The sequence below is a fragment of the Rhodoflexus caldus genome (assembly GCF_021206925.1).
Taxonomy (GTDB): Bacteria; Bacteroidota; Bacteroidia; order Cytophagales; family Thermoflexibacteraceae; genus Rhodoflexus; species Rhodoflexus caldus.
Genome location: NZ_JAJPRF010000001.1, coordinates 290,494 through 305,852 on the forward strand (window position 1 = coordinate 290,494; position 15,359 = coordinate 305,852).

Below are 15,359 nucleotides of genomic sequence, written 5' to 3' on the forward strand. Positions count from 1 at the left end.
TTTACGCTTTGTTCAAGCAAAAGTAAAGTCTGAGCGCGTAACTTTGTATGAATAAACCCTGACCTGCATGATGACGAAAGCCCATAAAGTGATGGTGGTGGACGATGAGCCGGATATTCTGGAATTACTCACCTATAACCTCGAGAAAGAGGGCTATGAGGTCAAAACTGCTACCAATGGCAAAAAAGCGGTTACGCTGGCGCAGTCGTTCCAGCCGGAGTTGATTCTGATGGACATCATGATGCCTGTGATGGACGGTGTGGAAGCCTGCCGCCAGATTCGCGAAATGCCCGAAATGCGCAATACGTTTATTATTTTCCTCACAGCGCGTTCGGAAGAATACTCCGAAGTAGCTGCATTTGATACCGGCGCAGACGATTACCTGACCAAGCCGATTAAGCCGAGGGCGCTGATGAGTCGGATTAATGCCATTTTCCGTCGCGAATCGCAAAAAACTTCCTCCGAAGAAAGTAACCTGATTGAGGTTGGCGACTTGTCCATTGACCGCACCAGCTACACACTCTACAAGGGCGATAACCAGATTGCACTGCCCAAAAAGGAGTTTGAGTTGTTGTTTTTTCTGGCAAGCAACCCCGACAAGGTTTACAACCGCGATGAACTCTTGCAAAATATTTGGGGCAATGATGTGTACGTATTGGCACGCACGGTAGATGTGCACATTCGCCGCATTCGCGAAAAAATAGGCGAACACTACATCAAAACCATTAAAGGGGTAGGTTATAAGTTTGAAATACCCGAGTAATGCTGATTAATTCGCGTGCAGTTGCTTTGCTGCTGGCCGTTTCCGTAGCTGCCATCACCACTGCCTTCCTCTCATTAGTGGAAGGCGTAAGCACCTCTGCCCTTGTTATTGTATTTTGTCTTTCTTTTGCCGCCTGCTTTATTCTCACTTTTATTACGCTGGAATTTTTGATTTTCAGAGAAGTTAAAAACTTGTATCAGGCCATAGACAAAATCAATCGGCAGGATTTTAAGGCAGCTACCGAAATATTAGATGATTATGAACCTTCGGCCAACCCTCTGAAACGCGCTAATCAGCAGATTTTGGCCTATGCTTCGCAGAAACAATCCGAAATAGAGGAACTCAAAAAAATGGAGGCCTTCCGGCGTGAGTTTATTGCCGATGTTTCGCATGAACTGAAAACACCGCTTTTCGCCGCACAGGGTTTTGTACTAACGCTGCTAGACGGTGCCATTGACGATGAGAACGTGCGGTACAAGTTCCTTAAAAAGGCTGCCCGCAGTTTAGACGGTTTGAGTATGCTCGTGCAAGACCTTCTCACGCTCACGCAGATAGAATCGGGACAAATTACCATGCAGTTTGAGGATTTTGATATCCGCCAACTGACCGAGCACGTTTTTGAGCAGTTAGAGGAAAAAGCCGCTAAGCGCGCCATAGAACTGCAAATAGAAAACCCTGTGGGAGAGGCCTTCTGGGTACATGCTGACTATAATCGCATCGGACAGGTAATGACTAACCTCATTAACAATGCCATCAAGTACGGCAATGAGGGCGGACACGTTCGCGTGAGTTTCATGGCAGATGCGAGCCTTGTGCAGGTAACGGTTGCGGATGACGGCCCGGGTATTCCGAGAGAACATCAGCGCCGCATTTTTGAACGTTTCTACCGCATTGAGAAAAGCCGTTCGCGCAAGCAGGGCGGTTCAGGGCTGGGGCTTGCCATTGTTAAGCACATTCTGGAAAAGCACGGCACCGATATTAATTTACACAGCGAAGTGGGGGTAGGCACTACTTTTACCTTCCGGCTGCCCAAGGCCGATGCTACAACCGAGTAGCAATTTTTTACCGTCCAAGCAGCCGCAGCCAGTGGTTCAGGGCGGTTTCCACACCATGCAAAAGCAATTGCGGCATAATACCAAACAGCAATGCCAATACGGCGGGCAAGAGCAATAGCGCCCATTCGTTTGGTGTAAGGTCTTGCAGGCTTTCGCGCCATTCGCTACGACTAAGGGAAAGTTCACCAAGAAACATCCGCTGAAAAGTCCACAGAAAATAACCCGCACCAATTAATAGTGCCAATAGTGCCAATAATGGCATCCACAGCGGTAAACTCTCCGCTCCGAAAGCACCCAGAAACACTAACAGTTCAGCTACAAATGCCGAGAAACCCGGTAAGCCCAATGATGCAAAAAATGCAATGCCTGTAAAGGCCGCATAGGCAGGCATTGGCTGTGAGAGTCCGCGGTAATCTGCTATTTGCAGGCTGTGCGTACGCTCGTGCAATACACCCGCAATGGCAAAAAGCATGGCAGAAAGCACTCCGTGACTAAACATCTGCATCACTGCGCCGCTTGCCCCCTCGGCGTTGCAGGCAGCCAGCCCCAGCATTACATACCCCATATGCGACACAGAAGAATAGGCCACCATTTTTTTGAGTTGCACTTGCCCAAGCGCCACTATTGCGCCATACAAAATGCTGACTACACCAATCAGACCCATCCACCATGCAAACTGTTGTGCCTCGGCAGGAAATATCGGAAAGGCAACGCGCATCATACCGTAGCCGCCTATTTTGAGCAGAATCCCTGCCAGCACAATGGAAATAGGCGTTGGCGCTTCCACATGCGCATCGGGTAGCCATGTATGCAAGGGCACAACAGGGATTTTGATGCCAAAACCAATCAATAACAAAAGGAATGCAACCGTGCGGGCAGGATAGCCCAGCAGCGTATTTGCAGAGGAGGGATGCAGCCAACTGTCCAGTATAAAGGCTGACGGTTTGGCCATCAGCAACAGGTCAAAACTCTGCGCGCCCGTGCTGTCCTGTACCGAGAGGTACAGCCCAATCATAACGGCCAGAATAAGCACCGAACCGAAGAACGTATAAATAAAAAACTTGATAGCTGCATATTCGCGCCGCTCGCCGCCCCAAATCCCGATGAGGAAGTACATGGGCAGCAGCATAAATTCAAAAAACAGAAAGAACAGGAAAAAATCTAATGCCAAAAAACAGCCCATCACTGTGCCGCTGAGCAACAGATAAAGCGAAAAATAGGCCTTGTGCGACTTTTTGATGTGATAAGAAGCAAGAGCACCCAAAAAAAGTACAATGCCGCTCAATAGCAACAACGTAAGGTTCAACCCATCCACCCCCAAAAAATACAAAACTTTCAACTCCCCAAGTTCGCCCATTCCAAAACGAATCCACTCGTACTTTTCGGCAAACAACAGGTCGCCGTAGTGCGCGGTCGTTCTGCCATGCGCTGCCGCAAAAATAGCAGCGGCCATCAGCGCCAGCAGCAAGGTGACGATTTGTGTCAGGCGCTCCATCAAGCGCGAAGCATGCTCGGGTATCAGCAAAACAATTACAGCGCCTGCCAGCGGCAATAGGATGAGTAAATGAAGTAGTATATCAGGCATAAAAATAAATGCAGGTTGCCATGCAAATCTTTTTCAGGGGTGAAAGTTAGCACATGCGCGTTGGATATTCACATTTGGCAGGCAATTCTGTATTGGCTGCATAGCAAAGGATTCGCAGTTCCTTTCGCTATGCAAAATGCAACAACCCGACGGCTCTCCAAGACCCGTCGGGTTGTTAAACTATCAATCGCTTTTTAGCGGCTTGTTACTTGATTTCTTTCAGCATTTCGGCAACGGCACGCTCCAGTTGGAGGTCTTTGCCGCTTAATACTGAATTGTAATCATTGTCCACGTCAATATCAGGATTGATTTGCAGGTTTTCGGTCGGGCGACCTTCTTTGCCCATTGTTGCAATCATCGGGATGCCGAACACCATCGTCGGGTCAATTTGCGTTTCCCACCATACGGCCGTTCCTGTTCCCGGTACGGGCTTGCCAATCAGTTTACCGATACCTAATTGCTTGTAGGCATAAGGGAAGATAAAAGCATCGGAATAGTTGCCTTCGCTCATCAGCACGCAGCTTGGCTTAGTCCACTTGTTCAAAGGCTCACCCCCTTCCGATTTGAAACCATAAGGGCCGAAAGTCAGGTATTGCTTGGCTCCAAGAAAAGTAACCAAGTCGTCGTGCAACCAACCGCCGCCATTGAAGCGGGTGTCTACAATCAAGGCTTTTTTGTTGATGTTTTTGCCCAAAACCTCTTCGTAAACAGTGCGGAAACTGCCATCGTTCATGCCTTGCACGTGCACGTAGCCTACTTGGCCGCCGCTGAGTTTTTCGGTCATGTCCTGCATGGTTTTTACCCAGCGTTTGTAAAGCAAGTTGTTTTCCTCACCCAAAGAAATAGGCTTTACTACTTCCTCCCAACGCTGCCCGTTAGTAGGGTTAAATACGCTCAGCAGCGTGCGCTCACCTGTTTTGCGGTTGAGCAATTGCGCCCAGTCCATATCGGCTGTAATGGCAGTGCCGTCTATTTTTTCAATCACATGCCCTGCGCGAATCATGCTGTTGGCGTTGTCCAAAGGCCCTCCGGGAATTACTTCGGTGATTTTCAGGCCATTTCCTCCTGCCATTTCGTCGTAGAACAAGCCCAGAGAAGCCGTAGCATCAGGATTTTCAAAGCGCGGTGAGTAGCGTCCTCCCGTGTGCGAAGCGTTCAGTTCGCCAAGGATTTCGCTCAACAGTTCCTGAAAATCGTAATTATTGCTGATGTGCGGCAAAAATCGCTCATAGGCTTTGCGATACATTGCCCAGTCAATGCCGTGCAATTGCGGGTCGTAGAATTTTTTCTTTACCTGCCTCCAAGCATGTTCAAAGATATAAGCGCGTTCGCCGGCCGTGTTCAGCGTCATTTCGCCTTTAATATTGACCGGTGTTACTTTGCCATCGGCAGTAGCTATTTTGCTGATACGTCCGCCTGCAATGGCAAACAGGGTTTTTCCATCTTTGCTCATCTCAAACTGCCCACCCTCGGCATTCAGTTTGGCAAGTACTTTCAGTTCTTTGGTGCGTGTTTCCAGCGTCCATATATCATAGCTTCTGTCTAAACGCGCCATAATGTACAGTTTTTCGCCATCGGGAGAAAGCGCATAAGAGCTCATGGTCAGCGGGAAAGTCGTCAGGCGAATTTTGCGCTCGTCTAAGCGGTCAAAATTCATTGTCCATGCTTTTTTGGTTGTTCCTGCACTGTCTTTTTTGTCTTTCTTATCCTTCTCTTCGCGTTCTTTCAGCAAGTCAAAATCTTCTTTGGAGAGTCGGAAACGATCTGCGGCGGCTTGGTCAAAGAAAACTGCGTACACATCGGTTTCGCGTGAACCCTGATATGCCAGCGACTTGCGTCCGTTGCGGTCGGTAGAAAACAGCAATGCTTTGCCTTCCAGCGCCCATCCGCCAACACTTTCGCCAAATCCGCTTTGGGTGATGTCTATGCCTTTGTTGTCCGAGCCGTCGGCTTTGAACACCAGAATTTCGTTGGTATTAAAGCGCCCTTTGTTGCTGCGCGCGGCAATCCACTTGCTGTCGGGCGACCATACAAAACTCTGGTCGCCGTCGGAGTAGCTGAAATTTTGCCCGGCAGGAATAATCACACGCGACTGTTTAGTAACCAAATTGAACACTTTCAAGATGTTGCGTTCTTCCAAATAGGCGATTTCTTTGCCGTCGGGCGATACTTCGGGCTGAAATTCTTCTTTGTCGGTCGCAATAACCGGTTCTTCGTTAATGATGGTGGCGGCATAAAAATACTGGTCATCTTTGCGGGCAATAGAACTGCGCATAATGTCCCAACTTTCACCTCGTTCGGCTGCATAGTACAGCGTGCGGCTGTCTGCTCCCCATGAGAGGCTGCGTTCTTGGTAAGGGGTATTGGTAATCCGCTTGGTTGTACCTGTTTCCACAGAGGTTACGAATACCTCGCCGCGAAACACAAAAGCAATTTCTTTACCGTTGGGCGAAGGAGCCATCTCGGAAGCGCCGCTGCTGATAGAAACCGTTTTTTCGGTATTGGAGCGGAAATCGCCTGCCATCATCACGGTTACTTTCTTGGGTTGCTCCCCTTCTTTGAGCGTATAAATTTCGCCGTTCCATGTAAAGCAAAGTAAATCGTTGGCAGAGCGGCTCAAATGGCGCACCGGATGGTCGGCAAAGCGGGTCAGTTGCTGCTCGCCGGAACCATTGACACCTATTTTAAAGATGTTTTGCGCACCGTTTTTTTCGCTCAGGTAGTAAACAGACTGGTCATCGGCGCTGAATTTGGGCTCACGGTCTTCTCCCTCAAAAGCCGAAATCTTGCGGTATTGTTTGGCCGTCATGTCATACAGCCATATATCGCGGGTAACAGAAGAGGTATGACGCTTGCGCCAAGCATCTTCATAGCCTTTGCGGTCTTGAAAAACGATTTGATTACCTTTTGAATTAAAATGTACCTGCTCTGTGCCGGCCGCGTTTATCATTACGCTGCGTCCGCCTTTTACAGGCACGCTGTACAATTTCAAGAATAATGTCCGGTTGGCAAAACGAACGCTGGTATTGGGGTCATTGCGTTGCGTTCCGAATACAACACTCTGATTATCAGGCGTAAAATCATAAGGATAATCATTGGCAGAGTGAAAAGTCAATCGCTTGGCTTCCCCTCCGTTAGCCGACATCACAAAAACATCAAAATTGCCGTGTCGGTCGCTGGCAAAAGCAATCTGCTTGCCGTCGCGGCTCCAAACAGGCATCGTATTGTGCGCATCGTGGATAGTGAGCGGAGTGGCCACTCCACCCGCGGCAGGCACTTTAAACAAATCGCCTTTGTAGCTGAAAACTATTGTTTGCCCATCGGGCGAAATAGAAGGATAGCGCATCCAGAGCGCTTCTTGCTGTGCCTGTGCGTTAAAGGCAAAAAGCCCACACACTACCGACAGCATGCTTCCCATGCGGTAAAAGCGTGATTTCATAAATAAAACAGGTGAGTATGGAGTTAAAAAGGAAATAAGAAAGCAGGTCGCATAGGTTGATGGGCGAAATTTAGTACTTTTATCCTTAATGTTTCATTCTTCATTTTTTTTAAAAGCCTGTTCATGTCGGACTTTGTTTTCCCTTTTGCAGACATTGGCGAATTAGTCAAAATAGCTGTACGTGCCGGACAAATTGTAATGCAGCATTACCAAAGCAGCACATTAGGCATTTTCAAAAAGTCTGACCACTCACCTGTTACGGATGCCGACCGTGAGGCACACCGCTTTATCCACACAAGCCTTTTGCAACTTACACCGCATACTCCTGTTCTTTCCGAAGAGGGTGAGCATATCCCCTACGAAGCCCGCAAAGCATGGGAAACTTTCTGGTTGGTAGACCCATTGGACGGCACACAGGAGTTTATTGGCCGAACGGGACATTTTGCGGTTTGCATCGGGCTGATTCATCAAAACTATCCGGTGGCAGGTGCTGTTTACCTGCCTGCCATTCAAGAACTATTCTTTGCCGATGGTAAACAGTCATTCAAAATGCTGCTCAATGGCACCACTGTGAGGCTGCAATTGCCGCATCAACCTCTGCAAACACCGTGGCGGGCTGTTTGCAGCAAGGGCAAGATGCCCGAACAAGACCGTGCTTTTTTGTGGCAAAACTGGGGTATCAACCGTGCTACCCCTATGGGCAGCGCACTCAAATATTGCGCCCTTGCCGAAGGAAAAGCTGATATTTTCTACCGCACGCGCGGCAACAGCGAATGGGATTCTGCCGCAGGACAAGCCGTGCTGGAACAAGCCGGCGGGCATATTCTGGCAATGAACGGTGAGCGTTTCAGCTACAACAAACCGTCTTTGGTCAATCCGCCCTTTGTTTGTCTAGGCTTTTCCGATAAGCAAGCCGTTATGCCTGCTTTGCAAGCGGCAGGCGCACAATGAACGTAGTACCTCTGCCCGGCGCACTCAACACACTAATAGAACCTCCATTTTTTTGTGCGATTTCGTAGGAAAGCTGCAACCCCAAACCTGTGCCTTTTTCTCCTGCCGTGCCATAGGTGGTCATGTGCGTATTCTCATCAAATAAATCGTGCAACTGTGTATCCGACATTCCTACGCCTGTATCTACCACACTGATGGCTGCAGATTCGCCTTCTTTATAGGCCTCCACCAAAACTTTGCCCCCCGGTTGCGTAAACTTAATGGCATTACTTATCAGGTTACGCAAAATAAGCCGCAGATGGTCTTTATCGGCAAATACATTTACATCCCCATTAATTTTACTTTCCAAAGTTATCTGTTTCATGCGTGCCGTATCGGTAAACAACAGCATGTGTTCTTCAACAATCTCTGCCACCGAAAAAAACTGCGGAAAGGCTTTGTCGCCCTGCAACTGCGTGTTTGCCCAACGGAGCAGATTGTCGAGCATCAGTTGTAAACCTTTGACACTTTGCCGAAGATGCAGAGAAAAATAAGACATGTCTTCCTGCGAAATATTGCCGGCGGCGGCTAATTCCAACAGTGCCGCCAAACCATTAATCGGCGTTCGCAAATCGTGCCCGATGATGGAAAAAATTTTATCCTTGGTGCGGTTTTGATGTTCTATAATCTGATTTTGCTCCTCCAACTTTTGAAATGAAGCCTCAAGCTCCTGATTCTGGCTTTTGATTTTTCGCTGGCTTTGCCAAATCATCAAACCGGCAGCAGAAACAAAAATCAGCACAATCGTAATGAGAACAATGGCCTTGGTTTGTGCAGCCATTTGACGCTCAAACATACTTTCCTGAGCCTTTTGTCGTGAGGTCATGAGTGCCAGTTCACCTTCTTTTCGCTCATATTCAAAAATTTGCATCGCATTGTGCGCCAAGTCGTTGTGCACACTGTCCTTGTAAGCAACATATAACACCCCGCTTTCGGCTGCTTCTTTATATTTCTGCTGCTCATACAATGCAGTACTAAGTGCCTTGTAAGCCTTTGCTATCCGCTCCTTATTGGCAGCCTGCAAGCCAAAATCCAACGCTTGACGGGCATACTCCTCTGCCTGCTGATACTCATGCTTGGCATTAGCCACTTCTGCACGGACACAATAAGCATACGACTTAGCAAAAATATTTTCATATAATTTCAATTGCTCCAATGCAAGCCCGACCCACTCCGTAGCCTGCTCAAATTTTTGCTGCTGCAAAGCAATTGCTCCATGGTGCACGTACAGCAATGACAATACGGACGGACGCTCTTTCTCAATCGCAGGAATTGCTTTTTCCGTGTAATAAATAGCCGAATCTGTTATTCCTTGACGCGTGTAAACATCGCTTATATTGTAATACAAAGTGGCTGTGCGTTCAGGAATCTGCAAATGGATGAACATGTGCAGTGCCTGATGCAGGTATTTCAGTGCCTGCTTGTAGTCATTCAGTCCCGAATATACCAAACCGATATGTGCAGTATTGCGTGCTATCAACTCTTTATCTTGCAGTTCCTCGGCAATCAGTAAAGACCGTCGGAACTGATACATAGCCTTTTCATAGTCCGATGTTCCCCAGTAAGCAGTTCCTATCCGATTAATTGCGGCAGCCATCCGCTTTCTATCGTTGATTTTCTCTGCAATGGCCAATGCCTGCTCAGCATAATTGCAAGCCTTTTTAGCATTAAAGTTTAAGTATAAAAATGCAAGTTCGTTGAGGATATCTGCCCTTGTGGTATCGGCTGTTGCCTTGCTAAGCCGTTGTTCAACGCTGTCCAAATACTCCGACTGAGAGTAGAGAAAACCCGGCAGCAACACTGCCACAAAAACCAGAAAAGACTTTGCCGCCCTGTCTCTAAAAAAGTACTCCCCGGAAAAACGCGTCATTATGGCATTTGTGTTGGTTATTATAATATACGTAAAAAGCGACAACATTTGTTATAAAAATAACGGGTAAAGACATCTTGCCTTTACCCGTTATCATCTGATAATTATCGCGCTTATGGAATCAGTGTAATGCGATAGAAGAATGGCGAGTTATAATATACACCACCTGTAATGTTTACACCCGTATTGCGCGCGTTAAAAGCACGACCGTTGGTCAGACGAATGGTAGCATCTATCTCTATCTGGTCAGTAGCAGCTACCTGATTTACCTGTAACCCCAATGTTTGCAGCACCTCAGATAAACGAACAACCATTGTATGGCGTGGCAAACCGCTCGCTGCATTACGCGTAAAAGCTGATGCAGGAATAGAGCGGAAGTTGCGATAGGCCACGTTGTTAGTGCCGTTGGCAGGCGTTCTGTCCACAAAACGCACTTGCAAGTCATACGACTGTAAAAGCGCGCCATTCTGATTATCAACCGCTTCTATTTCGTAAGAAATCTGAGAAGCAGCGTTTCCGGCTGAAATCTGCTGGCTAGACGGATTGATGGAAATAGTGCGCATGTAAGCCCCATTTTCCAAATCAGTAATAGGTGCAACCCTGTCTATCATTTCTGTCTTGCAAGAAGCTGTTAGGGCAGCAATCGCAAGCATTGCAGAAAATGTCTTGATATATTTAAACATAGTCAAATCGTAATTAAAGTTGAAACTAACACTGAATTATCTCACAAAACCCGCAGGATTTTTATCCCAGAACACAGGCGTCTCTACGTTATTTTTTTGCTTAGCGTTAGAATTACGGTTAGCAAATACCGCAGGGTAGAAGAATGAACGAATGAAACCGCCCGGGTTAACCTCCAATGCAGGCTGCATATTGCCGGGTTTGCCGGTACGACGATACATGTTGTAGGCTTCTACACCGTTGCCATGCAATGCAATCCAGTATTCGCGCAGAACAACGTCTAAGCGTTGGTCGTCGTTTGCAGCAGCATCGTACAGCGCCAATACGCGTGTAACATAGCGGTTCACTTCGTTTTCCCAGTTGATACCGCGTGCAGCTTCAAAAGCTGTTACAACGCTGCCTTCAATGGTGCTTAACGCATAGCTTCTTACGTCTGCCATAGACTTGCGGATAGCGGATTCCAACAGTGCACGCGGGTTGCCTGTAGTGCGCAGTGTCAGTGCTGCTTCAGCAAGCATGAAGTCGGTGAAAGAAGACATCATGATTGGGTGAATACCTGCTCCTTGTGCACCTGCAACCAGCGCTACGGGCTGGCCACGGTCGTCATCAAAGCGGCCACCGGCAGGATACAAGCCCCAAGCAGTGCGGCGCAGACCATCGGGTGGAATACCTTCATTGCTCAGGTGGTCGCGACCCCAGTAGCCTAAATCGGCAAAGGTACCGAAGCAGTAAGGCATACCGGCAGGATAGTGCGCAGGTGCTTGGTTGTTAATACAACGCAACTCGTTTACATCGCGAGTGTTGCGAATAACTTGACGGTAGAAATAGAAACGAGCACGCGGGTCCGGAAATCCTTTTGACTCAACCAATGTCCACATGTAGAAATTGGACTGATAGTCGCCACCACCGGTAGGAGAATACTGGCTGGCATAACGAGGATGACGGCTGTCGGGGTTTGCCAAGTTAGCGCTGTAACGGAAAGCCATGCTTTGAGCACCTGTGCTGATTAATTGATTGCCTGCAATCAGGGCATTAATACCGGCAGTAGCAGCACTTGGGTTAGCCAAACGGCTGGTCAGTAACAACTTTAACTTGATGGTATTAGCTGCACGAATCCAGCTGTCGCGGTTACCTCTGAAGAAGTAGTCGGTAGGTACAGAAGCTGCATTGGCACCAAAGTTGGCGATAGCTCTGTCTAAGTCGGCAATGGCTGCCTGATAGATAGATTCACCGGAGTCTGTTTTAGGGTTGAAGTTATTGGCATCCAGCGCTTCGGAGAAAGGAACTTCACCAAAATAATCTACCATGGTTGCCATCACGTATGCACGTATCACGCGGGCAATACCGGCATGAACGGGCAGGTTGGCACGTTCTGACAGTTCAATAAGTGTTTTGGCATCAGTCAGAATGTTGGCATAACCGTTTGTCCAAAGAGCATCCAAGTTTTGCGGTGTATAAGCGTTGGCATATACCGCTGCTCCTTGGTTCAACATGCGCGTCAGGCGCATACCCGGGTCGCTTGCCTGATTGAAGAAGGTCGCAAAATCTAACTGTATCCTGTTGAGCAGGAAGTTAGGGCTGGCATTGCTCAGCGTTACGGCATTGGGGCTGTCCAGTAAGTCCAACTTACATGAGTTGAACAGCACAAGGCCAATGGCTAATGAAAAGACTTTTATATATTTCAACATAAGAAATCAAATTTTGAGGGATTGTTAGAAGTTAAGACGGAGCGTACCACCGAAACGACGGGAAGCAGGACCTGTCAGGAACTCAAAGCCCAAACCGTTGCCTACACCTAAACCTAAGTTATCGGTATCCAGACGCAAATACTTCGGTATGTTGATAGCACGATACCAGAGGTTGTTGCCTTGCAGCGATACGGAAACGCCCTTGAACGGTGTTTTAGCTACCAGATTTTTAGGCAAATTGTAAGACAGAGATGCCTCACGGATACGGAAAGTTGAACCGTCAAAAATACGGCCTTCATCACCAAAGAAATAGATGGAGTTAAAGTGATAATCGGATGCCGTAATCTGGATATCGTTTGGCGTACCATCTTGCTTCACACCGGGCAGAATGAAGGTTTGAGAACGGTCGAACTCTGTATCCTTGGTCAAACCGCGACCCAGCAAAGCACCTGCCGTACTGGAATACAACGCACCACCGTGGCGATATTCGAGCATCAGGTTAAAGCTGAAACCTTTGTAGTTCAATGTGTTAATCCATGAAGTATTGAATGCAGGGTTAGGGTCGCCCAGCTCGCGCAGGTTAGGGTCAGCCAGATACAAGCCACCACCATCTACAATGCGGTTGCCGTTAGCATCACGACGGAAGGCAGTACCTTTAATCATGTTGAAAGGACGTCCCGGAACAGCAAAGTTGCCTAAGTTAGTAAAGCCTGCTACCACAACCTCTTGCAACTGTCCGCCCAATTCTACTGTAATAGGTACGTTGCGGCTGAAGTTCAGCACAGTTTCCCATGAGAAATCATCTTTGCGGATAGGAGTTGCGTTTACAGCCAATTCAACACCCGTGTTACGGATTTTACCGATGTTAATGGCAGTGCTGGTATAACCTGTGGCAGGGTCAATTGGCGTGTTGGTAATCAGGTTGGTAGTCTCGCGGCGATACCATGTGAAGTCCACACCAATTTTGTTGTTGAACAGTTTGCTTTCAACACCCAACTCATATTCGGTAATTAACTCCGGCTTCAGGTTTGGGTTGCCTAAGAAATTGTCTACTGTGTGAGTCTGAGAAACGTTGCCACTTGCATCTAAGAATGCACGTGAGTTTTGGTTCAGAATATTACGTGTGCTGTATGGCGTAGGGAAACCCGCAGAAGTACCCACACCGGCACGAATTTTTAACTCGTTCAATGTGCTTGACTGAAGTCCTTCAAATGCTGTGGTAGGAATGAATGAAATACTGCCGGATGGGTAGAAAATACGGCGGTTAGCCAATTCCACAGTAGAAGTCCAGTCATTGCGGGCTGCAAAGTTGGCAAACAAGAAGTTTCTGTAGTCAGCCGTAACTTCACCGTAAACACCTATACGGGTTTGCTCTTGTGTGAAGCTGGTTGCAGCGTTATCGATAAAGTTGTTGTGGCGCATCAGACCGAATGCCAACTGGTTAACACTGCGGATGGATTGCTCATCGTAACGGTCGTTACGCATGTTGGCACCCAACTTACCGGCCAAGGTCAGTTTGTCGTTCAACTGTTTGGAATAAGACATAATTACGTCGTGGTTCCAAATCGTGTTTACGATGTCGCGGGTGAAATATGCACCTTGTACGAAGTCCACACCACCTTTGTTAAACTGAGCTTCCTGACGTTCGTTGTAAGTATCTAGACCTACGCGGTAAGTAACAGAAAGGTTCTCTGCCAAATCTACGATAACCGAGTTAGATGTAAAGAAGCGGTTAGTAATGCTTGGCGTTTTGTAGTATTTCAAAATCCAACGAGGGTTCGGAATGTCGTTACCACTGCGGAAGTAAACACTGCGGTTATCAACAGGGCTTTCAAAAGGCAATCCCATCAAATCTATGTTACGCGGGGTGTACATCACGTTTGCTAACACAGAAGGGAAACCGTTCAACGTGTTGTTACCCTGACCGGCGTTCAGTGGAGGAGTTTGCACGTCGGTATTGACAAAGTTGAATGAAGTATTGATGGTTACACCTTTCACTACTTGCGTGCGAGCACCCAAGCCCAATGTTAAACGCGCCAAATCGTTGTTGGGAATATAACCCTGCTCGCGATTGTAGCCTACTGAAACGTTGTAACTGGTAGTACCATTACCACCGCTAAGGTTGAGCGATGTATTGCTTACTATACCGGTGCGGAAGAAATCGCGCACGTTGTTCGGGAAGGTGGTAATCGGATATGGGTTATTAGCTACAAAATCAGCAAAAGCAGCTCGCAAACCGGCATCTTGCAATACTGCATACGGGTGTGAAGGGAAAGCACCGATAGACAATCCAAGCTCCTGACGGCGCTGGTACTCACTGATGCTGGGTCCCCAGTTACTGAAGAAGTAACCTGAGTTTTGTTGGAAACCACCAATATAAGTGTTTTGATACACCGGCAGAACGGCAGTGTTACCAAAAACAGACTGTGTCAGTGTAATTTCGGCAGGCTTGTTTTTAGTGCTGGCGTTCTTAGTTGTAATCAAGATTACACCGTTGCGGCCTTGGTCGCCGTAAAGTACGGCGGCAGCCAAACCTTTCAATACAGAAACGTTCTCAATGTTATTGGGGTCAATATCCAAAAAGCGGCTGGATGCAGTCTGACCACCGTTAATAAAGTTACCCTGTGCGTTAGTGGCAGAGTTAAAAGGCACACCGTCCACTACGAAGAGCGGCTGAACCGAGCCTGTAATGGAAGAATAACCGCGAATGGTAATGTTGGTACCGGTACCGGAAACACCTGATGTCTGAGTGATGTTTACACCGGCGATTTTACCTTGCAGTACGCGACCAACGTCGGCCAGTGGGCGGTCTGCAATTGCATTCTGATTAACTGTTGCAACTGCATAACCTAAGGCTCTTTTCTCACGGGCGATGCCTTGTGCTGTTACAACCACTTCGCTCAACTGCTTGGTATCAGGGGCTAACACAACATCTATGGTCGTTCTGCCACCAATTTCCACCTCCTGCGTCAGGAAGCCTACAAATGAAAATACAAGCTTGGTTGTCCCTTCCGGAACACTCAGCTTGTACTTGCCTTCACCATCAGAAACCACGCCTGTGCTGGTTCCCTTTGCCAATACGTTAACGCCGGGGAGGGGCGAATTATCCTCAGCAGAGATAATTTTACCCGAAATCACCCGATCCTGTGCATACACCGAGCACGCTATCAGCGCCCATAATGCACTGAAGAGTAGGAATCGCTTCATGCTTTGAAATTTAGTAGGTTCAACAAATTCGCGTCAATGCTACGAAAAGTATCAATGAAAATCAAAAAAACGTTAAAAAAA

Annotated in this window: 9 protein-coding genes; 3 read left to right on the top strand and 6 right to left on the bottom strand. The window is 47.7% G+C overall.

All coding sequences use genetic code 11. The features are described from left to right. Nucleotides 1-67: 67 nt before the first annotated feature. Both NDK19_RS01205 and NDK19_RS01210 read left to right on the top strand, forming a co-directional pair. On the top strand, nucleotides 68-763 hold the full coding sequence (locus tag NDK19_RS01205) for a response regulator transcription factor (RefSeq protein ID WP_250629999.1): 696 nt from the start codon (nucleotides 68-70) through the stop codon (nucleotides 761-763). After that, nucleotides 763-1,818, top strand: a complete 1,056-nt coding sequence (locus NDK19_RS01210) for a sensor histidine kinase (RefSeq protein ID WP_250630000.1) — start codon at nucleotides 763-765, stop codon at nucleotides 1,816-1,818. The genes NDK19_RS01205 and NDK19_RS01210 overlap by 1 nt, the downstream gene beginning before the upstream one ends. Before the next feature lie 7 nt (nucleotides 1,819-1,825). Here the strand turns inward: NDK19_RS01210 and NDK19_RS01215 are convergent, their stop codons facing one another. Then, a complete protein-coding gene (locus NDK19_RS01215; protein ID WP_250630001.1) occupies nucleotides 1,826-3,403 on the bottom strand; it encodes a complex I subunit 4 family protein in 1,578 nt (525 codons plus the stop codon). Between the two features lie 205 nt (nucleotides 3,404-3,608). Beyond that, a complete protein-coding gene (locus NDK19_RS01220; RefSeq protein WP_250630002.1) occupies nucleotides 3,609-6,842 on the bottom strand; it encodes a S41 family peptidase in 3,234 nt (1,077 codons plus the stop codon). A gap of 123 nt (nucleotides 6,843-6,965) precedes the next feature. Between NDK19_RS01220 and cysQ the strand changes: the two genes are divergently transcribed. Continuing rightward, nucleotides 6,966-7,793: a 3'(2'),5'-bisphosphate nucleotidase CysQ gene (gene cysQ, locus NDK19_RS01225; protein ID WP_250630003.1), complete on the top strand. Its 828-nt coding sequence runs from the start codon at nucleotides 6,966-6,968 to the stop codon at nucleotides 7,791-7,793. Here the strand turns inward: cysQ and NDK19_RS01230 are convergent. The 4 genes from NDK19_RS01230 to NDK19_RS01245 all read right to left on the bottom strand — a co-directional run bounded on the left by NDK19_RS01230 (nucleotide 7,759) and on the right by NDK19_RS01245 (nucleotide 15,278). Continuing rightward, complete coding sequence (locus NDK19_RS01230) at nucleotides 7,759-9,702, bottom strand: ATP-binding protein (RefSeq protein WP_250630004.1); 1,944 nt, start codon at nucleotides 9,700-9,702, stop codon at nucleotides 7,759-7,761. The two genes, cysQ and NDK19_RS01230, sit on opposite strands and share 35 nt — an antisense overlap. A gap of 113 nt (nucleotides 9,703-9,815) precedes the next feature. After that, complete coding sequence (locus NDK19_RS01235; RefSeq protein ID WP_250630005.1) at nucleotides 9,816-10,313, bottom strand: hypothetical protein; 498 nt, start codon at nucleotides 10,311-10,313, stop codon at nucleotides 9,816-9,818. A gap of 108 nt (nucleotides 10,314-10,421) precedes the next feature. Further along, nucleotides 10,422-12,071 (bottom strand): SusD/RagB family nutrient-binding outer membrane lipoprotein, encoded by a 1,650-nt coding sequence (locus NDK19_RS01240; protein ID WP_250630006.1) that lies wholly within the window; start codon nucleotides 12,069-12,071, stop codon nucleotides 10,422-10,424. Nucleotides 12,072-12,095: 24 nt separating this feature from the next. Beyond that, nucleotides 12,096-15,278, bottom strand: a complete 3,183-nt coding sequence (locus NDK19_RS01245; RefSeq protein ID WP_250630007.1) for a SusC/RagA family TonB-linked outer membrane protein — start codon at nucleotides 15,276-15,278, stop codon at nucleotides 12,096-12,098. Between the last annotated feature and the right edge of the window lie 81 nt (nucleotides 15,279-15,359).